The sequence below is a fragment of the Mesorhizobium sp. ORM8.1 genome, from assembly GCF_053005525.2.
In genome coordinates, this window is record NZ_CM132600.1 from 6,078,911 (window position 1) to 6,101,500 (window position 22,590).

The 22,590-nt window shown below is 64.1% G+C and carries 16 protein-coding genes and 2 pseudogenes; 12 read left to right on the forward strand and 6 right to left on the reverse strand.

The features are described from left to right. Window positions 1-7 precede the first annotated feature (7 nt). Complete coding sequence (locus tag ACVDG8_RS30430) at window positions 8-916, reverse strand: dihydrodipicolinate synthase family protein (protein WP_447251758.1); 909 nt, start codon at window positions 914-916, stop codon at window positions 8-10. A 67-nt stretch (window positions 917-983) separates the two neighbouring features. Next, window positions 984-2,381: an MmgE/PrpD family protein gene (locus ACVDG8_RS30435; protein ID WP_447251759.1), complete on the reverse strand. Its 1,398-nt coding sequence runs from the start codon at window positions 2,379-2,381 to the stop codon at window positions 984-986. Between the two features lie 166 nt (window positions 2,382-2,547). On the opposite strand from ACVDG8_RS30435, the gene ACVDG8_RS30440 reads away from it, so the two are divergent. From ACVDG8_RS30440 to ACVDG8_RS30455, 4 genes are all read left to right on the forward strand, one after another. Further along, window positions 2,548-3,441, forward strand: a complete 894-nt coding sequence (locus ACVDG8_RS30440) for a LysR substrate-binding domain-containing protein (protein WP_447251760.1) — start codon at window positions 2,548-2,550, stop codon at window positions 3,439-3,441. Window positions 3,442-3,707: 266 nt separating this feature from the next. Continuing rightward, on the forward strand, window positions 3,708-5,363 hold the full coding sequence (locus ACVDG8_RS30445) for an ABC transporter substrate-binding protein (protein ID WP_447251761.1): 1,656 nt from the start codon (window positions 3,708-3,710) through the stop codon (window positions 5,361-5,363). Window positions 5,364-5,515: 152 nt separating this feature from the next. Beyond that, the gene (locus ACVDG8_RS30450; RefSeq protein WP_447251762.1) at window positions 5,516-7,933 is read left to right on the forward strand and encodes a GcvT family protein; all 2,418 of its coding nucleotides are present in this window, start codon (window positions 5,516-5,518) and stop codon (window positions 7,931-7,933) included. 72 nt (window positions 7,934-8,005) lie between these two features. Further along, window positions 8,006-8,908: an SMP-30/gluconolactonase/LRE family protein gene (locus tag ACVDG8_RS30455; RefSeq protein ID WP_447251763.1), complete on the forward strand. Its 903-nt coding sequence runs from the start codon at window positions 8,006-8,008 to the stop codon at window positions 8,906-8,908. A gap of 24 nt (window positions 8,909-8,932) precedes the next feature. Here the strand turns inward: ACVDG8_RS30455 and ACVDG8_RS30460 are convergent, their stop codons facing one another. The 3 genes from ACVDG8_RS30460 to ACVDG8_RS30470 all read right to left on the reverse strand — a co-directional run bounded on the left by ACVDG8_RS30460 (window position 8,933) and on the right by ACVDG8_RS30470 (window position 12,204). Further along, window positions 8,933-9,850, reverse strand: coding sequence for an allantoinase PuuE (locus ACVDG8_RS30460; RefSeq protein WP_447251764.1), 918 nt, complete (start codon window positions 9,848-9,850; stop codon window positions 8,933-8,935). A gap of 27 nt (window positions 9,851-9,877) precedes the next feature. Beyond that, on the reverse strand, window positions 9,878-10,954 hold the full coding sequence (locus ACVDG8_RS30465) for a pyridoxal phosphate-dependent aminotransferase (protein ID WP_447251765.1): 1,077 nt from the start codon (window positions 10,952-10,954) through the stop codon (window positions 9,878-9,880). A gap of 137 nt (window positions 10,955-11,091) precedes the next feature. Beyond that, window positions 11,092-12,204 carry an NAD(P)/FAD-dependent oxidoreductase gene (locus ACVDG8_RS30470; protein WP_447251766.1) on the reverse strand — a complete coding sequence of 371 codons (1,113 nt, stop codon included), beginning with the start codon at window positions 12,202-12,204 and terminating at the stop codon, window positions 11,092-11,094. Window positions 12,205-12,401: 197 nt separating this feature from the next. On the opposite strand from ACVDG8_RS30470, the gene ACVDG8_RS30475 reads away from it, so the two are divergent. Then, window positions 12,402-13,778, forward strand: a complete 1,377-nt coding sequence (locus ACVDG8_RS30475; RefSeq protein ID WP_447251767.1) for an aspartate aminotransferase family protein — start codon at window positions 12,402-12,404, stop codon at window positions 13,776-13,778. A 28-nt stretch (window positions 13,779-13,806) separates the two neighbouring features. Here ACVDG8_RS30475 and ACVDG8_RS30480 read toward each other — a convergent pair whose 3' ends face one another. After that, window positions 13,807-14,676 (reverse strand): LysR substrate-binding domain-containing protein, encoded by an 870-nt coding sequence (locus tag ACVDG8_RS30480; RefSeq protein ID WP_447251768.1) that lies wholly within the window; start codon window positions 14,674-14,676, stop codon window positions 13,807-13,809. 150 nt (window positions 14,677-14,826) lie between these two features. Here ACVDG8_RS30480 and ACVDG8_RS30485 point away from each other — a divergent pair, with 150 nt between their 5' ends. From ACVDG8_RS30485 to ACVDG8_RS30515, 7 genes and pseudogenes are all read left to right on the forward strand, one after another. After that, entirely contained in the window at window positions 14,827-16,029 is a 1,203-nt protein-coding gene (locus tag ACVDG8_RS30485; RefSeq protein ID WP_447251769.1) for a 2-aminoethylphosphonate--pyruvate transaminase, read from the forward strand. A gap of 18 nt (window positions 16,030-16,047) precedes the next feature. Next, window positions 16,048-17,307, forward strand: a complete 1,260-nt coding sequence (phnA, locus tag ACVDG8_RS30490; RefSeq protein WP_447251770.1) for a phosphonoacetate hydrolase — start codon at window positions 16,048-16,050, stop codon at window positions 17,305-17,307. Window positions 17,308-17,607: 300 nt separating this feature from the next. Beyond that, a pseudogene (phnY, locus tag ACVDG8_RS30495) lies at window positions 17,608-19,019 on the forward strand (phosphonoacetaldehyde dehydrogenase). Window positions 19,020-19,025: 6 nt separating this feature from the next. Then, window positions 19,026-20,144 carry a TIGR03364 family FAD-dependent oxidoreductase gene (locus tag ACVDG8_RS30500; RefSeq protein WP_447251771.1) on the forward strand — a complete coding sequence of 373 codons (1,119 nt, stop codon included), beginning with the start codon at window positions 19,026-19,028 and terminating at the stop codon, window positions 20,142-20,144. After that, a pseudogene (locus ACVDG8_RS30505) lies at window positions 20,141-21,013 on the forward strand (aminotransferase class III-fold pyridoxal phosphate-dependent enzyme); the annotation flags it as partial. The gene ACVDG8_RS30500 and the pseudogene ACVDG8_RS30505, both read left to right, overlap by 4 nt. A gap of 109 nt (window positions 21,014-21,122) precedes the next feature. Beyond that, window positions 21,123-21,485, forward strand: a complete 363-nt coding sequence (locus tag ACVDG8_RS30510) for an aminotransferase class III-fold pyridoxal phosphate-dependent enzyme (RefSeq protein WP_455707356.1) — start codon at window positions 21,123-21,125, stop codon at window positions 21,483-21,485. Window positions 21,486-21,566: 81 nt separating this feature from the next. After that, on the forward strand, window positions 21,567-22,499 hold the full coding sequence (locus ACVDG8_RS30515; RefSeq protein WP_455707357.1) for a 2-hydroxyacid dehydrogenase: 933 nt from the start codon (window positions 21,567-21,569) through the stop codon (window positions 22,497-22,499). The last annotated feature ends 91 nt before the right edge of the window (window positions 22,500-22,590 follow it).

Below are 22,590 nucleotides of genomic sequence, written 5' to 3' on the forward strand. Positions count from 1 at the left end.
CGGGGGCTCAGTTGCGGCCGATGTGGTCGGCGGCGCCGCCGAGCGCGGCGAGCAATGCACTGCCGCTTTCCAGCGTCGCGTTCTCATGCGGCGCGCGCAGGTTCAGCCAGCGCTTGTCGCCGGACTTGACCGCAAGCACAGCTTTCATCGCCGGGATCAGCCCGGCGTCCTGGATGACCTTTCGGAACGCCTTGACCGCGGCATCCGCCTCGGTGACGTCTTCGCCGTTGCGGGCCGCGTCATAGAGGCGGCGAATGGCCGCGGCGTTCAGATTGACCGTGGCCGAGATGCAGCCGGCGGCGCCGCTGGCGAGACCCTTGGTGAGCTGTGCCTCCGAGCTCGGGAAGACCGCGACATCGGGCGCGGCGGCAATAACGGCGGCGGTGTTGTCCCAGTCACCGGCGCTGTCCTTGTAGGCGACGACTGTATCCGGAAACGCCTTGCTCAGCCGTGCGGTCAACGCGGGACTGACCGGCACGCCGGAGTTCTGCGGGATGTGGTAGAGGATCATCTTCAAGGCGGGGTCGGCCACCTTCTCGATCAGCTCGCTGTAATACCGCGCCTGCCCATTGTCGCCGGTACCCGTGTAGAAGAAGGAGGGCAGCACCATCACGCCGGCGCAGCCGAGGCCGATCGCGTGCTTCGACAGTTCGACGGTTTCGGGCAGCGCCGTGACACCGGTGCCGGGCATCATGCGGCTGGGAGAAATGCCGGCATCGACCAGCCATTCCAACGCCTGCCTGCGCTCGCTGAGCGATAACGACAGCGCCTCGCCCGTGGTGCCGAAGGGCGACAGGAAATGCGCGCCCTGGTCCAGCACCCATTTGGCGTGGGACACCCAGAGATCGCGCGCGATGCGGCCGTCGTCTTCGAAGGGCGTAAGGATCGGGGCGATGGTTCCTTGCGGGCGGGTCATGATGGTCCTTTATGCATGATGCTGGTCTGCGCGGTGTCTCGCCACCGCCCCAGGGGCATGGCGGCGCTCAGCCCTCAGTCCCGGGAGGATCGTAGAGCAGCGCCGATAGATCGGAGAAGCGGCTATCGCGGTCGTTCAACGACAATACCGCGTCGCGGATCGTCATTGCGCGATTAGGCCCGAGCACCGGTGCCGCGAACTCCATGTATTTCGCCTCGACATCCTGCAGCGTCATTGGCGCTTCCGGCCCGCCGCGCGCATGCACGTCGCCTGACGCCAGCACGCGCCCGTCGTTGGTGGTTATGACGACATCGGCCCAGCGGCCGGCCGGGAAGCGGGCGCTGTGGCGTTCGGTTTCGGTCACCGTGATCCGGGTGAGCATGCCTGCGACGGCCGCATCCTCCAGCCCGGCGCCGGAAATATGCTCAAGCCCGATGCGGCCATGGATGATGAAGGTGGCGACCGCGAAACGCAGGCTGTACTGCGCCTTCGAGGTCGTGTCGGGCATGCCATCGAAAAGCGTTGCGGCATAGTGGAAGCTGTTGGCCTGGACATTGGCGATGTCGGAGGCACCGAGGTTGTGCGCCAGGCAGAGCCTGCGCACGGCGTCGATCGACGCATGCGCCCAGCGGCAGATCGGATAGGGTTTCACATATTGGTGCAGCGACTGCCAGAACACGCCGAGATCGCGCCAATGTTCGGCGACTTCGGGCGCCTCGACCGTGATCGCCGGCGCGCCGGTGAAGCCGCGCTCGGCAAGGACGGCCGCCGAGAGCCCGATGAGCGCGCCGGGGCCGGAGCCGTCATGCAGCATGGTCGGCGTGGCGATCTCGCGCATCATCTGGCTGCGCGGGCCGTGATATTCGGCAATGCCGAGCGCCTCGCGCAATTGCGCTTCGTTCAGCCGCCGCAACCGCGCGGCGACCGCGGCCACACCCAACGCGTTCCAGGCGCCCGACGTGTGGTAATCGCTCACCGTTGCATGCAGCGCGATGCCGGCCCGTCCGGCGACTTCGTAGCCGATCACCAGGGACGCCAGCGCCTCCGGCCCGGTGAGGTCGGGCCTTGCTTCGGCGAGCGCGGCAAGCGCCGGCACGACCGCGACGCCGATATGGCCCTTGGTCGGGCTATAGCCATCATGACCGTCGAGATTGTCGGTCTGCGTGGCAATCGCGTAGGCCGCGCCGGCGATGCTGGCGCGTCGTCCATCGAACAGCATGCGGGCGGAATGGTGCGGATCGCTGGAACCATAGAGCAGCACGGCGACGTCACGGGCGATGCGGCCGGCTTCCATCGGGCCCGCCGCGATGGCGATGCCGAGCGTATCCAGGAGAAGGTAGCGCGCCTGCTCCAGCACCGACGCGGGGAAGACGGAAGCGGGGCGTCGCAGCACGAAATCGGAGAGGCGTGCGAACGTGTCCGAACTGACGACAGGCCCTTCACGCCGATGCGACGGCACAGCCACTTGGCGTATCTCCCCACTCTGCTCACAACATCAGTAAATTGGGTTCATCGCCCTTTCACGCGATTAGTTTGGCGGCTTTGGCCAAAAATATCCATGCCTTGTCGTTTGTCTGTGATTGAACACCTCTCAGTCGGTGCGATAGCTATGGCGAATGCAGGAGTCCGCGATGAAGCCGCCACCCCCTTTGAATTATATCCGCTCGTTCGAGAGTTCCGCCCGGCATCTGAGCTTCACCTCCGCCGCCAAGGAACTGGGATATACGCAGGCCGCCGTCAGCACGCATGTGCGTGCGCTCGAGCACTATATCGGGCGGCAACTTTTCATCCGCTATCCGCGCAGTCTGAAGCTGACCGAGATGGGCGAGGCGTTCCTGCCGACGCTGCGTCAGGCGCTCGACCAGATCGACCAGGCGACCGAAGCGATCGTCGCCTCCTCGCGAAACCGGACCGTGGTCGTTTCCTGTCCGATGAGCCTTGCCGAAAACTGGCTCGCGGGTTGCATGGCTGCGTTCCGCAAGAAGCATCCGGAGATCGAGATCGTGCTGCACGGCACGATCTGGGAAGATCTGAGCGAGCAGATCGCGGACATCACCATCTCGACGCGGCGCTTCGACGATCGCCCGCCCGCGGCCATTCCGCTCTGGAACGACGAACTGGTCCTGCTCTGCGCGCCCAGCATGCTCGAGGGTCAGCATGTTTTGAAGACGCCTCAGGATATGCTCAAGGTCGACTGGATCTTCGTGCATGGCCGCCAGGAATACTGGCAGGTGGTCGCGGACGCGCTTGGCGTCGACATGGAGGACCATGACAAGGGGATGTCGACCAATGCCTCCAACATTGCGCTCGAACTCGCGGCGATGGGGGCCGGGCTCGTCGCCACGCAGCGCTCGCTCGCGCATGCCTATATGGGTCGCGGGCTGCTTATAGAGCCGTTCCCCGTGCGGCCGCCAAGCCCCTGGAATTATTATCTGACCGAGAGCCAGCTTTCGAAGGGAAACATCGCGCGCACGGTCAAGGAATGGATCCTTTCCAGGGCCAGGGAAGACGCCGCGCGGCCTTGAAGCGCGTCGCGCCGCGGCGCGCTTCAAGTCTTTTGTTTGATGCATGTCGTTGTCCCAAAGCCGCTGTGCACTTTTGGGCGACACGCATTGGCGCCGTTCTCGCCTTCAAAAATTTGACGGGCCAATGGCATCGTTTTTTTAGGCCTCTGCGACCGCGTTTCTGCGGTTTGTGAAGGACCGAGCCCTTCCGGGATTTTTGCATCGCCCCTAACATGCCGGCCGCAAGGGGAAAGAACGGGCAAAAAGCCCTGAACCGGAGAACAACGATGGCAATGTTCAAAAGCAACGGTGACCGCGTCCCAACGGTCATCGAAAGCTACGCGGCCGAAGTCAAAAGCGGCAGGATGGACCGCCGCGAGTTCCTCGCCATGGCGAGCGTGATGGGCGCTTCCACGGCGCTCGCTTATTCGATGGCCGGTATCGAACCGGCCAAGGCCGCGGCGATCGTGCCCGGCAAGAAGGGCGGCATCCTGAAGATGCAGATGATCATCAAGGACATGAAGGATCCGCGCGCCTGGGACTGGTCGGAAATCGCCAACGTCATGCGCCAGTGCAACGATTACATGATCCGCTACACCACCGACTTCACCTTCCAGGGCCATCTGGTCGAGAGCTGGGAGGTGAGCGACGACGCCACCGAATACACGCTGCATCTGCGCAAGGGCGTGAAATGGTCGAACGGCGACGACTTCAACGCCGACGACATCGTCCACAACATCGAACGCTGGTGCGACAAGGCGGCCGAAGGCAACTCGATGGCCGGGCGGATGGGCTCGCTGATCGATCCCGCCACCAAGAAGGCGGCCGCCGGCGCCATCACCAAGGTCGACGATCATACGGTGAAGCTGAAATGCGGCCAGTCGGACGTCACCATCATCCCGGGCTTTTCCGACTATCCGGCGGTTATCGTGCACCGCGACTTCGACAAGAACGGCGCCGATATGCTCAAAACGCCCGGCACCGGTCCGTATGAGCTGATCTCATACAAGGTCGGCGAGTCGGCCTCGGTGCGGCGGCGCAAGGATTTCACCTGGTTCGGCGGCGAGCCCTATCTCGACGGCGTCGACTGGACCGATTATGGATCGGACGCGTCCAACCCCGCCATCGGCAGCGCGTTCGAGGCCGGCGAGATCGACTGCAACTACCAGACGGTGGGCGGCACGGTCGACCTCTATGACAGCATGGGCCTGGTCAAGGAATCCGTCGTCACCGCCGGCACTATCGTGCTGCGCACCAATGTCACCAACAAGCCCTATGACGACAAGCGGGTGCGCAACGCCATCCAGCTTGCGGTCGATAACGAGACGGTGCTGCAACTGGGCTATAGCGGCCTCGGCCAGATCGCCGAGAACCACCATGTCTGCCCGATCCATCCGGAATATTACGCCTTGCCGAAAGTTCCGCGCGATCTGGCCAAGGCCAAGGCGCTGATGGCGGAGGCCGGCCAGACGGACCACGAGTTCGAGCTGATCTCCTATGACGCGGACTACGTGAAGGACCCGGCCGATGTCGTCGCGGCGCAGATGCGCGAGGCCGGGTTCAAGGTCAAGCGCACCATCATCCCGGGCTCCTCGTTCTGGAACGACTGGACGAAATATCCATGGTCGACCACCGACTGGGGCATGCGGCCGCTTGGCGTGCAGGTGCTGGCGATCGCCTATCGCAGCGGCGAGGCCTGGAACGAGTCCGGCTATGCCAATCCGGATTTCGACAAGAAGCTCAACGCGGCGCTCGCGATACCCGATCCCGCAAAGCGCAAGGAGGTGATGAAGGAGGTCGAGTTCATCCTGCAGGACTCCGGCATTCTCATCCAGGCCTTCTGGCGCTCGCTCTACCGCCACCATGCCACCTATGTGAAGAACCTCGGCATGCATCAGACATTCGAACTGCAGCTGGATAAGGTCTGGCTGGACAAGGCATAGGTTGGGCCGATCATCACAAGTATCTCAGGGGTGCGGCTTGCGCCCCTGAATCCGCCGGCGACTGCGATTGATCAGTCGGCTAAATCAAACTCAAGACGCTTCGAGGAAGCGCGAAAAACAAAGTCGCCGAACAAAGGGAAGAAACCTCAAATATGCGTACTCATGCACAAGCCGTTGTCATCGGCGGCGGTCTGATCGGCTGCTCGATCCTTTATCACCTTGCCAAATTCGGCTGGACGGATGTCGTCCTGCTGGAGCGCAGCGAGCTGACCTCCGGTTCGACCTGGCACGCGGCGGCCAACATCCATGGCCTGCATGATTCCACCAACATCAGCCGCCTGCAGCACTACACGATGGCGCTCTACAAGGAGCTGGAGGCCGAGACCGGCCAGGGCTGCGGTATCTTCCAGCCGGGCTCGCTCTATCTCGCCCAGACCGAGGCGCGCGAGCATCAGCTACGGCTGCAGGAGGCCAAGGCGCGGCGCTACAAGATGAATTTTTACGAAGTCGGCCGCGACGAGGCGGAACGGCTGCATCCGCTGGTCGATTTCGACGGCATACGCTGCATCATGTATGAGCCGGAGGGCGGCAATGTCGACCCGTCGGGCGTGACCGCTGCCTACGCCGCTGGCGCGCGTCAGCGCGGCGCCGAGATCCATCGCTTCACGCCGGTCACCGCGACGGAGGCTCAGGCAGACGGCAGCTGGATCGTGCGCACGCCGAAGGGCGACATCCACACGCAATGGGTGGTCAACGCTGCCGGCCTGTGGGGCAGGGAGGTCGCCGCCATGGCCGGGCTGCAGCTGCCGTTGATCCCGACCGAGCACCAGTATTTCGTCACCGAGACCATCCCCGAAATCGCCGCCATGGGCCGCCGCCTGCCTTCGGTCGCCGACCGCGATGGCGAATATTATCTGCGCCAGGAAGGCCTCGGCCTTCTGATCGGCGCCTATGAGCGCAACATGAAGTTCTGGGCCGAGGAAGGGACCCCGCTGGATTTCGGCCATGAGCTATTCCCCGACGATCTCGACCGCATCGAAGAAAACATGATGCGCGCCGTTCAGCGTGTTCCCGCAGCCGCGACCGCCGGCGTCAAGAAGGTGATCAACGGTCCGATGATCTGGTCGCCCGACAGCGCGGTGCTGTTCGGGCCGGTGCCGGAGCTCGAGAACTATTTCTGCTGCAACGGCATCATCCCCGGCTTCTCCCAGTCCGGCGGCATGGGCAAGCTCGCCGCCGAGTGGATGATCGAGGGCGAGCCGACGCTCGACATGTTCGGCTGGGACATGGCGCGCTTCGGCCACTGGGCCGGCAAGGCCTTCACCAAGGATCGCGTGCAGGACCAGTACAGCCACCGCTTCAAGATCCATTTCCCGAACGAAGAGCGCGCCGCCGGCCGTCCGGTGCGGACGCGGCCCGTCTATGAAATGCAGAAGGAGATGGGCGCCGTCTTCGGCCTCAATTTCGGCTGGGAGCATCCGCTTTGGTTCGCGGCGGAAGGCGAGCCGCGCGAGGAGACGAATGGCTTCACGCGGCAGAACTGGTGGGCTCCGGTCGGCCGCGAGGCGCGCATGCTGCGCGAGCATGCCGGCATCATCGACATCTCCAATTTCGCCAAATACGAGGTGAAGGGTCTGGGCGCCGAAGCCTGGCTGAATGCGCTGTTCGCCAACCGCATGCCGACCAAGGTCGGCAATTCCTGCCTGACGCCACTGATCGGCAAGCGTGGCGGCATTGCCGGCGACTTCACCGTCACCAGGCTGGCGGAAGACGAATTCATGGTGATCGGCTCGGGCATGGCCGAGCGTTTTCATCAGCGCTTCTTCAAGTCGGTGCCGCTGCCCGAAGGCACGACGTTCCGGTCGCGCACCGAGGAACTCGGCGGCTTCAACGTGGCCGGCCCAAAATCGCGCGAGCTCTTGCAGCGGCTGACCAATGACGATCTGTCGAACGAGACCTTCCCGTTCATGCGTTCGCGCCAGATCACGGTGGCCGGCGTCGATGTGGTGGCGCTCAGGGTTTCCTTCACCGGCGATCTCGGCTGGGAGCTGCACTGCAAGGCCGCCGACCAGATCGAGCTCTACAGCGCGCTCCTCAAGGCCGGCGCGGAGGTCGGCGCCGGACCAGTCGGCTCGCGGGCGCTGATGTCGCTGCGCGTCGAAAAGGGCTACGGCAGTTGGAGCCGTGAATATTCGCCCGAATACTGGCCGCAAGAGGTCCAGCTTGATCGCCTGATCAAGACAGACAAGGAATTCCTCAACCGCGAGGCGTATCTCGCCGTCGCCGACAAGCCGGCGCGGGATCAGCTGATCATGCTTTCCGTGTCGGCCAAGGATGCGGACGCCACCGGCGGCGAGCCGATCTTCCTACCGGATGGAACACCGATCGGCCAGGTGTCGTCGGGCGCCTATGGCTACTTCGTCGAGCAGTCGCTGGCGATGGGCTACGTCAAGGCCGGAACCGCCAAGGCCGGCGACAAGGTAACCGTCGCCATCCTGGGCAGGCCGCACGACGCGGTGCTGCTCGCGCATCCGCCCTTCGACCCGGAAGGCAAGCGGCTGCGGTCGTAGCGGCGATCGCACACGATTGGAGAAGGACATTCGAAAAAGGACTGCAACCAACTAAAAACAAAGGGGAATCGCATGTTCAAACGGCATCTTCTGGGCGCAATGTTCGCCCTGGTCCTCTCATCCTCCGCGCAGGCGGCGGACATCAAGGTCGTCAATGACGATGCCTGGTTCGCCGAAGGTCCGATCTGGTATCAGGACAAGCTGTTCTACGTCGAATATGGCCGCGGCACGGTGACCGTCTGGGACGGCAAGAAGAACGACATTTTCTGGAAGATGGACGGCTGCGGTCCTTCGGCCGTGCTGCCAACAACCGCCGGCGAGTTCCTCGTCACCTGCTACGACAACAACACGATCGGCCGCATCTCGGCCGACGGCAAGACGCTGCCCGCCTACGCCAAGGACACGGACGGCAACGCATTCAGCGGACCGAACGATTTCGCGCCCGACAAGGATGGCGGCGTCTATTTCACCGGCTCCGGCAAGGGCGGTGCGCTGATCGATGCCTCGGCCTACTACATCGGCAGGGACGGCAGCGTGAAGAAGGTCGCCGGCGACCTGCACAATGCCAATGGCCTCGTGATGTCGAATGACGGCAAGATCCTCTATCTGGTCGAAACCGAGGACAACCGGATCATCGAATTCGACGTCTCGTCCGACCACAGCTTGAGCAACCGTCGCGTCTTCCTGCGGCTCGACGATCTCTTCCCTAACCAGCCGCATATCTGGCCCGACGGCATCAAGATGGACAGGGCCGGCGAGATGTATATCGGCCAGAGCCCGCGCTCGCTCGACGCACCCGGCAAGATCCTGGTCGTCGACAAGGACGCCAAGCTTCTACGCACGCTTTCGGTACCGTCGCCGTCGATGCCGAACTTCGCCTTCGGACCAGACGAGAAGGTGCTTTACGTGATGGCGCTCGACCAGATCGACGCCGCGCCCTGGCACGGTAAAGTCTACGAGGTGCCGAACAAGTAATATTCGCTGACAGCCGGCGGCGGCTTAGCCGCCGAACCGGCTCAGCCAGTGGCGGGCGAGGTCGGAGCGGCGGCAGACCCAGATGTCGGGGTTGGCGGTGATCTTGTCGAGGAAGCGCTCCAGTCCGATCATGCGGCCCGGCCGAGCCGCCAGCCGGCAGTGCAGCGATACCGTCATCATGCGCGGGGTCTGTCGGCCTTCCTTCAGCAGCCAGTCGACGCCGTCGCTGACATAGTCGAAGAACTGGCTGCCGGTCTCGAGGCCGGAGCCGCGCGAAAAACGGCTGTCGTTGTTGTCGAAGGAATGCGGTACGACCAGGTGCTTCTTGCCGCCGACGTCGACGAAATAGGGCAGGTCGTCATTGTAGTCGTCGCAGTCGAACAGGAAGCCGCCGTGCTCGACGACCAGCCGGCGCGTGTTGAGGCTCGGCCGTCCCGTGTACCAGCCCGCCGGATCGATGCCGGTGAGGCGGCGGACCGTGTCCACGGTCATGGCGATATGCTGGCGTTCTTCCTCTTCGCCTAGCGGCGCATAGTCGATCCAGCGCCAGCCATGGCAGACGATGTCGCTGCCCAGTGCCGCGATCGCCTTGCCGGCCGCTGGATTGAGCTCCAGCGCGCGGCCGACGACATAGAAAGTGGGAATGACGCCCTTGTCCTGGAACAGCGAGGTGAGCCGCCAGACGCCGACGCGCGAGCCGTATTCGTAGAGCGATTCCATGTTGCGGTTGCGCAAGCCGGGCACGGCTGGCGACACGGCAAGGTCGGACAGGATCGCCTCGGAGACACCGTCGCCTTCGCCGATGCTGTACTCGGCACCTTCTTCGTAGTTGACGACGATGTTGAGTGCGAGCTTAGCACCGCCGGGCCATTGCGCCAGCGGCGGCTTCTCGCCATAGCCGATGAAATCCCGGGCGGGCAGGTAGGGCGTGTTGGATGTCACTTTAAGAGATTCCCCTCGGTCAATCTGTCACCAGCAGCGCCGTCCGCGCATGCCGGTGAAAATGCGCAACGTGCGATCCATGATCTCTTGCGGACCGACGGTCACGCGCAGGCAGTCGGTCAGGCCGTAGCCGTTCAGGCCGCGCATGATGATGCCGGCGCCGCGCAGGCTCTTGTCGGCGATCTCGGCGGCGGCCGCATCGGGGAAGCGGACCAGCACGAAATTCGTCCGGCTCTCAGGCACCAAATAGCCGGCGGCCCTCAGGTCGCGCATGAAGCGATCACGGATCTCGGCCGTGCGCGCCACCGTTGCGCGCATGTAGGACTGGTCCTCAACCGCAGCGAGCGCCATGGCGAGGCTGACCGTCGAGACTTGGTTTGAGTTCTGCATCTTGCGCAGTTCAGCGGCGATGCGGGGCGCAAACAAGCCCCAGCCGACGCGCGCGCCGGCAAGCCCATAGGCCTTGGACAGGCTGCGCAGCACGATCGTGTCGCCTCGCCCGGCGAGCGCGAAGACGGGCTCGGGGTCCTGATCGTCGAACTCGCCATAGGCCTGGTCGATGACCAGCAGCACGTTTCCCGCCAGCGCGGCGCGCAGGCGCAGCAATTCGGTATTGCGGATGCACGTGCCGGTCGGGTTGCCGGGGTTGCAGACGAAAACGATGCGCGTTGCCGGTGTCACCGCGGCCAGGATGGCGTCGATCGAAACGGTGAAGTCGCGCTCGGCTGCCTTGACGTAGGTCGCCCCGACACGCGCGGCGGCGGAGGCGATAAAATTATAGGCATAGGCCGTGCCGAGAACCTCGCTGCCGGGGCCGGCAAAAGCGGCGATGGTGCAGGCGATCAGGTCCATCGAGCCGGCGCCGCACAGGATCAACTCGCGTTCGACACTATAGGTCCATGCGACGGCGTCACGGAGCTGCGTCCAGTCCGGGTCGGGATAGAGATGGCTGCGCGCCACGGCATCCCGACCCGCTTCGATCGCGTTCGGGCTGGGCGGAAAGGCGCTTTCGTTCTGAGCCAGCGTCGCCTGGTCGTAACCGCCGAAATTGGCAAGCGCGAAAGCGGACATGGCCTCGATATGGGCGTTGGCTTTCGGGGTCATGGTCGGTTCCTGCGGATCCGGCGTTCGGGCATGTTGCCATAAGTACGCTACGGCACGTCAGGGGCCGCACAAAGCAAAATCTAGCCGCGCAATGGCCTCGAAAATCTGGCCCATGGAGTGTCGCGGATCTGAGTTTGCTATGGCGCGATGATCTGCGTCACCTGCTCGGCGATTGCCAAGCTGGAGGTCAATCCCGGACTTTCGATGCCGAACAGATTGACGAGGCTCTTGGTGCCATGCGTCGCCGGACCCTGGATGACGAAATCGCTGTTGCCTTCGCCCTGGCCAGAGAGTTTTGGCCGGATGCCGCTATAGGCCGGTTGCAAGGCGCCATCGCCAAGCTCCGGCCAGTATTTGCGGATGGCGCCGTAGAAACGTTCGGCCCGGGCAGGATCGACGCGGTAGTCGAGCGTGTCCGTCCATTCGACATCAGGTCCGAAACGGGCTGCGCCGCCAAGATCGAGCGTGAGGTGGACGCCGAGCCCGCCCGGCTCCGGCACCGGATAGACAAGTCTTGAGAACGGCGCCCGGCCCGCCATCGAAAAGTAGTTGCCCTTGGCGTAGTGAAGCCTGGGCAGGAATTGCCGGTCGAAGCCTTCGAGTGAATCCGCAAGCGCGACCGCGCCAAGACCGGCCGCGTTGACGAGATGGGCCGCGGCGATTTCGAACTGCTCGCCACTCGTCGTGTCCACCGTCTGGAGCACGATGCGGCCGGTCTCGACGCGACCAGAGACAATGCGGGTATTGAGCGACAGCACCGCGCCGCCCGCTTCGGCATCGCCGAGGAGGGCAAGCATCAGTGCGTGGCTGTCGATAATGCCGGTGGAGGGCGACAGCAGTGCCGCCGTGCAATGGAGAGCCGGCTCCAATTCCAGCGCCTCCTTGGCTGAAAGAAATCGCAGATCCTCGACACCGCAAGCGACGGCGTTGGTTTGGATGGAGCCAAGCCTCGGCTCTTGCGCCGTGTCGGTTGCGACAATCAACTTGCCCGAGCGGCGGTGCGGGATCGCGTGGTCCGCACAGTAGCGGTAAAGCATGTCGCGCCCGGCGACGCAGAGCCGGGCCTTCAGCGAGCCCTGCGGGTAATAGATGCCGGCGTGGATGACTTCCGAGTTGCGGGAACTGGTCTCGGTGCCGATGGCGTCCGCCGCCTCGACGATCAGCGTTTCAAAACCCCGCGCGGCCAATCCGCGCGCGATCGCCAGACCAATCACGCCGGCGCCGGCGACGATGCAATCGACCTGTACCATGCTGTGATCCGGCTGCACCTATTTCACATCATCCGCCGCCATGGCCCGAAAGCGAGACCTGTTGGAGCTATCGATTCCGATATCGCGGCTCTTGCGATCAGCCTGCGCGATGAGGCATCAACCGCAACAATGCAAGGCGGAATTTTCGGATACAAGGTCCTTTCCGCCTTCGACGCCTGCAGACAGGAGCTACCATCATGGACGCCACACCCAATTCCCCCGAAGCCCGCGATATCCGCTACCACATGCACGGCTACACGAACGCCCGCAGGCATCAGGAAGCCGGGCCGCTGGTCATCGAAAAGGGCGATGGCGTCTATGTCGAGGACATCTCCGGCAATCGTTACATCGAGGCGATGGCAGGCCTATGGAGCGTCGCCGTCGGCTTCTCGGAAAAGCGGCTGGTTGACGCCGCGACAAGGCAGATGTCGAAGCTGCCCTTCTATCATGACTTCGGCTCCAAGGCGCATTCGCCGCTGATCGACCTGGCCGAGAGACTGGTGCAGATGGCGCCGGTGGCGATGAGCAAGGCCTATTTCACCAATTCCGGCTCCGAGGCCAATGACACGGCGATCAAGATGATCCGGTACCGGTCGAACGCGCTCGGCCAGCCGGCGCGCAAGAAGATCATCAGCCGCAAGCGCGGCTATCATGGCGTCACCATCGCCTCCGCAAGCCTGACCGGTCTGCCCACCAACCATCTCTCCTTCGACCTGCCGATCGCCAACATCCTGCACACCTCGACGCCGCATCATTGGCGCGATGCCGAGCCTGGCGAGAGCGAGGAGCAGTTCTCCGCCCGTCTTGCCGACGATCTGGAAAAGCTGATCCTCGCCGAAGATCCCGAAACCATCGCGGCCTTTATCGGCGAGCCGATCATGGGCGCCGGCGGCGTCGTGGTTCCGCCGGCCGGTTACTGGGAGAAGATCCAGGCGGTGTTATCGAAATACGACATCCTGCTGGTGGCCGACGAAGTGATTTGCGGCTTCGGCCGCACCGGCGAGATGTTCGGCTCGCAGACTTTCGGCATCAAACCCGACATCATGGTGCTGTCGAAGCAGATCTCGTCCTCCTACCTGCCGATCTCGGCGTTGCTCATCAACGACAAGGTGTTCGAGCCGATTGCCGATGAGAGCAACCGCATCGGCACGTTCGGACATGGCTTCACCGGCGGCGGCCATCCGGTGGCCGCGGCGGTAGCACTGGAGAACATCAAGCTGATCGAGGAACGCGACCTTGTCGGCAATGCGCGCAAGGTCGGCGCGCATCTGCAGGCGCGGCTGCGCAAGCTCGCGTCGCATCCGCTGGTGGGCGAGGTGCGCGGCGTCGGCCTGATCGCCGCGGTCGAGTTGGTCGCAGACAAGGCGACCAAGGCGTCATGGGGCAAGCCGGCGGCGCTCGGCGCGCTGGTCAACGGCTTCCTGCAGCAGAACGGCGTCATCTCGCGCAACATGGGCGATGCCATCGCCTTCTGTCCGCCGCTGATCATCACCGAAGCCCAGATCGACGCAGTGGTCGATGCGTTCGAGCGATCCCTCGAAGCGGCGCTGCCGCAGGTTCATCCGCAAGGCTGAGCGGCCTAGATCAGGGAAGGCCTGGCGCTCAGTCGCCCGACATGGAGCGCGCGACATCGAGAAAGGCGCGCACCAGCTTGCCGCCGCTGCGCTCACGCAGGCAGATCAGCGCTTCGTCCATCAGCGTTTCGGGGGCATCGATCGCGATCTGCGCCAAGCGCAGATCGTGGCCGAACTCGGCCGCCGAGACGAAACCGACGCCGGCGCCCGAGGCGACGATCTCGCGCACCGCCTCGCGGCCCTCGGCCTCGATCGCGGGCTTGAGCTCGATATCCGAAGCCGCCGCAAGATCCTCCAGCTTCTTGCGTGTCTTGGAACCACGCTCGCGCATCACCAGCGGTTCCTGCGCCAGCTGTTTCAGCGTCAGCGATTTCTTCCCCGCCAACGGGTGGTCGGCGGACACGAAGGCGATGATCGGCGTCGAGTTCAGTTTCAGCATCTCAAAATCGCGGCCGGCCGGCACTTCGGGAAGCACGCCGATGTCGGCCTCATAGCTGTAAAGGCTGCCGATCACCGTGTCGGTGTTGCCGGAACGCAGCGAAACCTGGACGCCTGGGTAACGGGCGCGGAAGGCACCCAGGATGTGCAGAAGATGGTGCGCCGCGTCGGCGACGATGCGCAATGTGCCGGAACGCAGCGCGCGCGATTCCGTCAACAGCTCCAGCGCCTGCTGCTCGGTCTCGAACATGCGGTGCGTGATCTCGAGCAGCCTCTGGCCTTGCGTGGTCAGCGTGACCTGCTTCTTGTTGCGGTTGAACAGAAGCACGTCATATTCTTCCTCGAGCTTGCGCACCTGGTCCGAGATGGCCGGCTGGGTAAGGAACAGCGCTTCCGCGGCGCGTGAAAAACCACCGGAAATCGCGACCTGGTGAAATGCCCTGAGCTGTACATAGCGCATTGGCGTGGCTCCCGTGGCGGTGCTTATGCCTCAGATTCCTATCATCGATCAGATCGATACATCAATACAAAATAACGATTTTACAAATATGTGCCGTCGACCGAATATGGCCGTCATAATCCAATGACAGGATCGAAGTGGGAGGGCGGCATGCTCGCTGAGATGAAACACGCGGCGGCCAAGCCGCTGGACAGGCCGGCTCTGGGCGAACCTTATCTGCTGACGCCCGGACCGCTCACCACGTCTTATGCCGTCAAGCAGGCGATGCTGCGCGACTGGGGCTCCTGGGACGGCGATTTCCGCGCCATGACGGCCGATCTGCGCCGTCGCTTGCTGGCGCTGACCGGCGATACCAAAGATGAATTCGACTGCGTGCCGATGCAAGGCAGCGGCTCCTTCTGCGTCGAGGCGATGCTCGGTTCGTTCGTGCCGAAGGACGGCAAGGTGCTGGTGCTGGCCAACGGCGCCTATGGGCTGCGCGCCGCGCAAACCATGCAGTATATCGGCCGCGCCTACACGCTGATCGACAAGGGCGACTACCTGCCGCCGCGCGGCGACGAGGTGGCGGCGGCGCTGAAGGCCGATCCGGCCATCACGCATGTGATCGCCATCCACTGCGAGACCAGTTCCGGCATCCTCAATCCGGTCGCCGAGATTTCGGAAGCCGTCTATGCCAATGGCCGCAAGCTTCTGGTCGATTCCATGAGCGCCTTCGGCGCCATCCCGCTCGACGTCAACGACATCCGCTACGAAGCGATGGTGTCTTCCGCCAACAAATGCATCGAGGGCGTGCCTGGTTTCGGCTTCGTCATCGCCCGCAAGAGCGAGCTCGAGGTCGCCAAGGGCCGCAGCCATTCGCTGTCGCTCGACGTCCATGCCCAATGGGCGGCGATGAACAAGACCGGGCAGTGGCGCTACACGCCGCCGACGCATGTCGTCGCGGCCTTCCTCGAGGCGCTGCGCCTGCACGAGGCCGAAGGTGGCGTCGCTGGCCGGGGTGCGCGATACTTCCGCAACCGCGACGTCATGGTGGCCGGCATGCGCGAGCTCGGTTTCGAGACGCTGCTCAAGGACCGCTGGCTCTCGCCGATCATCGTCACCTTCTTCAACCCCGCGCATGAGAACTTCGCCTTCAACCGCTTTTACGAGCTGATGAAGGACAAGGGTTTCATCATCTATCCTGGCAAGCTGACGGTGGTCGATTCCTTCCGCATCGGCTGCATCGGCCAGATGGACGAGCATGTCATGCGTCGCGTCGTCGAGGCGGCGGCCTTCTCGCTGCATGAAATGGGCGTCGACAGCGCCGCTCCGTCACCCGCCGCAATCGCCGAGCGCGCCAAGCTCGCCGCCTAGAGGTTTTGAGGATTTACGATGAACCAGATGTCTCCCGTCAATGTCACGGCCAATGGCCGCTCCTATGCCTGGCCGCGCGTGCCGGCCATCGCCATCTGCCTCGACGGCTGCGAGCCGGCCTATCTCGATGAAGCGATCAAGGCCGGGCTGATGCCGGCGCTGGAAAGGATCAAGCAGAAGGGCACGGTGCGCTTTGCCCATTCGGTGATCCCGAGCTTCACCAACCCGAACAATCTGTCGATCGCCACGGGGCGGCCGCCATCGGTGCACGGCATCTGCGGCAACTATCTCTACGAGCGCGAGACCGGCAAGGAAGTGATGATGAACGACCCGCGCTTCCTGCGCGCGCCGACCATTTTCCAAGCGTTCTACGATGCCGGCGCCAAGGTCGCGGTGGTGACCGCCAAGGACAAGCTGCGCGCGCTGCTGGGCAAGGGGCTTGCCTTCGACGACGGCCGCGCGCTGTGCTTCTCGGCGGAGAAGTCCGACACAACGACCAAGGCCGAGCACGGCATCGACAATGCCTCGAAGCATTTTGGGCTACCGGTGCCGGAAGTCTATTCGGCGGAACTGTCGGAATTCGTCTTCGCCGCCGGCGTCCAGCTGCTCAAGGAATTCCGCCCCGATATCATGTACCTGACGACGACGGACTATGTGCAGCACAAATACGCGCCGGGCGTACCGCAGGCCAACGCCTTCTACGAAATGTTCGACAAGTACCTGACCGAACTCGATGCATTGGGCGCTGCGATCGTCGTCACCGCCGACCACGGCATGAAGCCCAAGCATCACGCCGACGGCTCGCCCAATGTCGTCTACGTCCAGGACCTGCTCGACGAGTGGCTGGGCAAGGACGCGGCCCGCGTCATCCTGCCGATCACCGACCCTTATGTCGTGCATCACGGCGCGCTCGGTTCCTTCGCCACCGCCTATCTGCCGAAGGGCGCCAACCAGGCCGACATCATGGCCCGGCTGGCCAAGATCGAGGGCATCATGCTGGTCGTGGACAGCGCGACGGCTTGTCAGCGCTTCGAACTGCCGGCCGACCGCATCGGCGACATCGTGCTGATCTCGACCGAGAACAAGACGATCGGCACCTCGGAACACCGCCACGATCTGGCGGCCCTCAACGAGCCGCTCCGTTCGCATGGCGGCCTGACCGAGCAGGAGGTGCCGTTCATCGTCAACCGCGTTTTGCCGGACCTGCCGAACGAGCCGGCGCTGCGCAATTTCGATGCGTTCTACTACGCCACTATGGCGGCGGCGCAGGCAGGCTGAGCGAGTTAGACGCCAGTAGGGCGTGTAGATGTCCATGATGGCGCTGGTCGACCCCCACTCCGGCCCTTCGGGCCACCTCTCCCCGATCGACGGGGAGAGGAACGGCGCTGAGCCCGCCGACCTTGGCTCCCTTCCTCTCCTCCGGAGGGGGGAGGTGGCGCCGCGAAGCGGCGACGGAGTGGGGGAAGCCATAGCTAGGACGCGATGGCCTCGCCGACAAAAGATCAATGTTGCTCACTGAGCACCGGGAAGACTCACATGACCCAACTCGATCCCGCAATCAAAGTCCGCCACGAGCCGATGCGCATCGCCGGCCGGAAGGTCGATGCCGAGCGCCGGCTGGAGGTGCGGTTTCCCTGGAACGACACCGTCATCGGCACCGTGCCGGCGGGCGGGGCGGAGTATGCGCGGCGCGCCTTCGAGATCGCGGCAAACTACCAGCCGAAGCTCACCCGCTATGAGCGGCAGAAGATACTGCTTAAGACCGCCGAGCTGCTCGATGCCCGCAAGGACGAACTGTCCGATCTCATCACGCTTGAGCTTGGCATCTCCAAGCAGGATTCGCTCTACGAAGTCGGCCGCGCCTTCGACGTTTTTACGTTGACCGGCCAGATATGCATCCAGGATGACGGGCAGATCTTCTCCTGCGATCTAACTCCGCATGGCAAGCAGCGCAAGATCTTCACCACCCGCGAGCCGCTTACCGCGATCTCGGCGATCACGCCGTTCAACCATCCGCTCAACATGGTGTCGCACAAGGTCGCGCCGGCGATCGCCACCAACAATTGCATCGTGGTCAAGCCGACCGAGCTGACGCCGATCACCGCCCTGATGCTGGCCGATATTCTCTATGAAGCCGGGCTGCCGCCGGAGATGCTCTCCGTCGTCACGGGATGGCCGACCGATATCGGCGACGAGATGATCACCAATCCCAACATCGACCTGATTACCTTCACCGGCGGCGTGCCGGTCGGCAAGATGATCGCGTCCAAGGCCGGCTACAAGCGCCAGGTGCTCGAGCTCGGCGGCAACGATCCGCTGATCGTGCTCAACGACCTGTCGGACGAGGATTTGGCGAAGGCCGCCGACCTCGCCGTCGCCGGCGCCACGAAGAATTCCGGCCAGCGCTGCACGGCGGTCAAGCGCATCCTGGTGCAGGAAAAGGTTGCCGACCGCTTCGTCCCTATGGTGCTGGAGCGGGCCAAGGCGATCCGCTTCGGCGACCCGCGCGATCCTGCAACCCAGCTCGGCACGGTGGTGCATGAGAAGGCGGCGGCTCTGTTCGAGAAACGTGTCCACATGGCGGCAGAGCAGGGAGCCGAGGTGCTCTACAACCCCGGCCGTCAGGGGCGCTGCTGCCGCCGATCGTCGTCGACCGCGTGCCACACCAATCAGAGCTGGTGATGGAGGAAACCTTTGGTCCGATCGTGCCGATCGTGCGCGCTCCCGATGATGACGAAGCGCTGATCGCGCTGTCGAACTCGACAGCGTTCGGCCTGTCGTCGGGCGTCTGCACCAACGATTTCCGCCGCATGCAGAAATACATCACCGGCCTCAAGGTCGGCACCGTCAATATCTGGGAAGTGCCCGGATACCGCATCGAGATGAGCCCCTTCGGCGGCATCAAGGACTCCGGCAATGGCTACAAGGAAGGCGTCATCGAGGCGATGAAGAGTTACACCAACGTCAAGACATTCTCCTTGCCCTGGTAATCCACCGTGACGGATACCTATGATCTTGCCGTGGTCGGCTCCGGCATCATCGGGCTGGCGCACGCCTTGGCCGCCGCGCGGCGCGGCCTGCGCGTCGTCGTCATCGATCGCGACCAGAAAGCCAACGGCGCCTCGATCCGCAATTTCGGCCTCGTCGTCGTCACCGGGCAGGAGCCTGGTCCTCCGCGCCGTCTTGCGGAACGCAGCCGCGAGATCTGGCTGGAGCTGGCGAACGAGGCGCGACTGGAAATCCTCCATCGCGGCAAGCTGATCGCCGCGCAGCGGCCGGAGGCGCTTGCCCTGCTGGAGACCTTCAAGTCCGGCGAGCATGGCGACGAGTGCAGGCTGCTGACGGCGCGAGAGGCGGCCGCGCATCAAACCGGCCTCGATGAGGCGGCGATCATCGGCGGTCTCTACAGCCCGCTCGAGTTGCGTGTGGAGTCGCGCGAGGTACTACCACGGCTGGCTGCATTCCTAGGGGAGAAGCATGGCGTCGCGTTCCGCACCGGTATCTCGGTCACCGAGATCGCCCCGCCCTTCGTCGAGACGAGCGGCGGGCGCCTTCAGGCGGAAAAGATCGTCGTCTGCCCCGGCGACGACTTCAGTTCGCTCTATCCGCGGCTGATTGAAAAGCACGGTTTGCAACGCTGCAAGCTGCAGATGCTGCGCCTGGCCGATCCCGGCTTCAAGCTTCAGTCGGCGCTGATGTCGGATCTCAGCCTGCTGCGCTACGGCGGCTTCGCTGTCCTGCCGGAAGCCGGCGCGCTGCGGAAGAGATTGAGCGAGGAACGCGGAGCGGCGCTGGCCAATGGCGTCCACCTGATTGTCGTGCAGAGCGCCGATGGCTCGCTCGTCGTCGGCGATTCCCATCACTACGGCCTGTCGCTCGACCCATTTGGGTCGGAAGCCGTCGACCAGCTGATCCTCGATGAATTCAGGATCTTGTTCGGCAAGGCGCCGGACGTGCTGGCGCGCTGGACCGGCAGCTACGCTTCGGCGCAGAATGCCGTGCTGCGCGACATCCCGCACGAAGATGTGCGGCTGGTGATCGTCACCAGCGGCACCGGCGCCAGCACCGGATTTGAGCTTGGCGAGGAAACCATCGTGGAGTTGTTCGGCCAATGACGCTTGTCCATACCGAAGGCGAATCCAACAAGGCGGCGGCGCGACAGGAATGGAGCGCCAGGCAAAGCCACCCGCCGTCGCAGGAATTGCTGCGCCGTGACGCCGCGGCCTTCCTGCACCAAAGCCTGTCCAGCCCTTGCGTCTCGGCCATCGCCAAGGCGGAAGGCATCTGGATCGAGGACACTGCCGGGCGCCGCTACATGGATTTCCATGGCAACAGCGTCCACCATATCGGCTACGGCCATCCGCGGCTCAAGGAAGCGATCCGCAAGCAGATGGACGAGCTGCCGTTCTCGCCGCGCCGCTTCACCTGCGAGCCGGCGATCGAGCTTGCCGAGACGCTCGGCGCCCTGGCGCCGGGAGACCTAGGCAAGGTGCTGTTCACCACCGGTGGGTCGGATGCGATCGAAGTCGCGCTGAAGCTGGCGCGCGCGGCGACCGGCCGGTTCAAGACGCTGTCGTTCTGGGATGCTTTCCACGGCGCGGGCTTCGGCGCTTCCAGCGTCGGCGGCGAGGCGACGTTCCGCTCCGGCATCGCTGGCCCGCTGTTGCCCGGCACCGAGCATGTCGCGCCCTGGGCGTCAAACAACTGTCCGTATGGCACCAGTTCGCTTGAGGATTCGGCCCGCGCCTGCGCCAACATGATTTCCTATGTGCTGGGACGCGAGGGCGATTTCGCCGCCTTCATCGCCGAGCCGATGCGCGCGACACCCCTGGTGCCGGCGGCAGGCTTCTGGAAGGCGGTGCGCGAAGCCTGCGACCGGCATGGCACGCTGCTGATTTTCGACGAGATTCCGACCGGCCTCGGCAAGACCGGAAAGTTCTTCGCTTCCGAACATGATGGCGTCACGCCCGACATGATCGTGCTCGGCAAGTCGCTCGGCGGTGGCATCCTGCCTATAGCCTCGGTGATCGCTCGGCGCGACCTCGACGTCGCCGGCGACTATGCGATCGGCCACTACACACGAAAAGAATCCAGTGACGGCCCGCGCTGCGCTGACGACCATCGCCATCATTCACGACGAGGGCCTGGTCGAGCGCTCGGCCGAGCTCGGCGCCCACGCACTTGCCCGCATGAACGACCTCATGCAGCGCTCGCCTTTCGTCGGCGACGTCAGGGGAAGGGGGCTGATGTTCGGTGTCGAGATGGTCGAGGACAAGGCAAGCCGCGCGCCGGCGCGCGCGCTTGCCGAGCGGATCTATTATCGCTGCCTCGACGAAGGGCTGAGCTTCAAGATCAGCCAGGGCAATGTGCTGACGCTGTCGCCGCCGCTGGTGATTTCGCGCGCCGATCTCGACCATGCGCTCGACATTGTCGAGGCGGCCGTGCTCGCGGCCTGAGCGCGATGAAGGCGGTCCGCACCGACGGCGAGCTCGAGTGCCCGGGCATCGACGCGGGCTTGAGCGCGCGGCGTCGAACTGGTGACGCTGCCGGACGGCATTCCGGAAGCCGAGCTGATGACAGCCGTGGCCGACGCCGACCTCATCCTGATGTGCTACACGCCGATCACCGCGCGGGTCATCGAGGCTGCAACGAAACTGAAAGGGATCGTCAAATACGGCGTCGGCATCGATGCCATCGACATCCAGGCGGCGATGCGGCGCGGCATTCCGGTCGTCAATGTTCCTGAATATGCCGAAGAGACGGTGGCCGAGGGCGCCTTCGCACTGATGATCGCGCTGGCGAAACGGTTGCCGGCGATCACGGCGGCGGTTGCGCGCGACGGCTGGGTCTGGCCCGAGCAGCGCTGGCTCGGCCGCGACATTTCCGGATCGACGCTTGGCCTGGTCGGCTGCGGCAAGATCGGCCGCAGCATGGCGCGCATGGCGGGGCAGGGATTCCGGGCGCAGGTGCTCGGCTTCGATCCCGGCGTCGATGGAGCGACGATGCAGGCCGCGGGCATCGAGAAGGTCCACGACCTGAAAGCCATGCTGCGCGTCTGCGATTTTGTCTCGATCCACTGCGTGCTCAACGATCAGACGCGCGGCCTGATCGGAGCCCAGGAGCTCGCCTGCCTGAAGCCTTCCGCCATTCTCATCAACGTCTCGCGCGGCGCGTTGATCGACGAGATGGCGCTGGTCGAGACGATCGTTGCCGGTCGGATCGGCGGCGCCGGGCTCGACGTCTATTCGCTGGAACCGCTGGCGCGGTCCGGCCATCCGATGAGCGCGCTTTTCAATCGCGACAATGTGATCCTGTTTCCGCATCTCACCTTCTTCACGCATGAGGCGATGCGCCGGCTCGAAGATGACACGCTGGCGCGCTGCTTCGAGGTGCTCGACGGGCGGCCGGTGACCATCCGCTCGCATGATCCGCGGTTGCGAGCGCAGACGGCAGGCGTCGAATTTCGCTGAAAAATCCGACATTTCCGGGAGAAAACACCGCCGGTGCGTGGAAAAAACGTGCCTGCAATGGGCATGCGACAGTTTCATGACAAATATCAGA

What these genes read in the sequence shown, in the direction of transcription:
- ACVDG8_RS30485 (WP_447251769.1), top strand. Translation starts at nt 14,827, where the DNA reads ATGCTCGCTGAGATGAAACACGCGGCGGCCAAGCCGCTGGACAGGCCG.
- ACVDG8_RS30465 (WP_447251765.1), bottom strand. Translation starts at nt 10,954, where the DNA reads ATGACCCCGAAAGCCAACGCCCATATCGAGGCCATGTCCGCTTTCGCG.
- ACVDG8_RS30470 (WP_447251766.1), bottom strand. Translation starts at nt 12,204, where the DNA reads ATGGTACAGGTCGATTGCATCGTCGCCGGCGCCGGCGTGATTGGTCTG.
- ACVDG8_RS30475 (WP_447251767.1), top strand. Translation starts at nt 12,402, where the DNA reads ATGGACGCCACACCCAATTCCCCCGAAGCCCGCGATATCCGCTACCAC.
- ACVDG8_RS30430 (WP_447251758.1), bottom strand. Translation starts at nt 916, where the DNA reads ATGACCCGCCCGCAAGGAACCATCGCCCCGATCCTTACGCCCTTCGAA.
- ACVDG8_RS30450 (WP_447251762.1), top strand. Translation starts at nt 5,516, where the DNA reads ATGCGTACTCATGCACAAGCCGTTGTCATCGGCGGCGGTCTGATCGGC.
- ACVDG8_RS30480 (WP_447251768.1), bottom strand. Translation starts at nt 14,676, where the DNA reads ATGCGCTATGTACAGCTCAGGGCATTTCACCAGGTCGCGATTTCCGGT.
- ACVDG8_RS30440 (WP_447251760.1), top strand. Translation starts at nt 2,548, where the DNA reads ATGAAGCCGCCACCCCCTTTGAATTATATCCGCTCGTTCGAGAGTTCC.
- ACVDG8_RS30445 (WP_447251761.1), top strand. Translation starts at nt 3,708, where the DNA reads ATGGCAATGTTCAAAAGCAACGGTGACCGCGTCCCAACGGTCATCGAA.
- phnA (WP_447251770.1), top strand. Translation starts at nt 16,048, where the DNA reads ATGAACCAGATGTCTCCCGTCAATGTCACGGCCAATGGCCGCTCCTAT.
- ACVDG8_RS30455 (WP_447251763.1), top strand. Translation starts at nt 8,006, where the DNA reads ATGTTCAAACGGCATCTTCTGGGCGCAATGTTCGCCCTGGTCCTCTCA.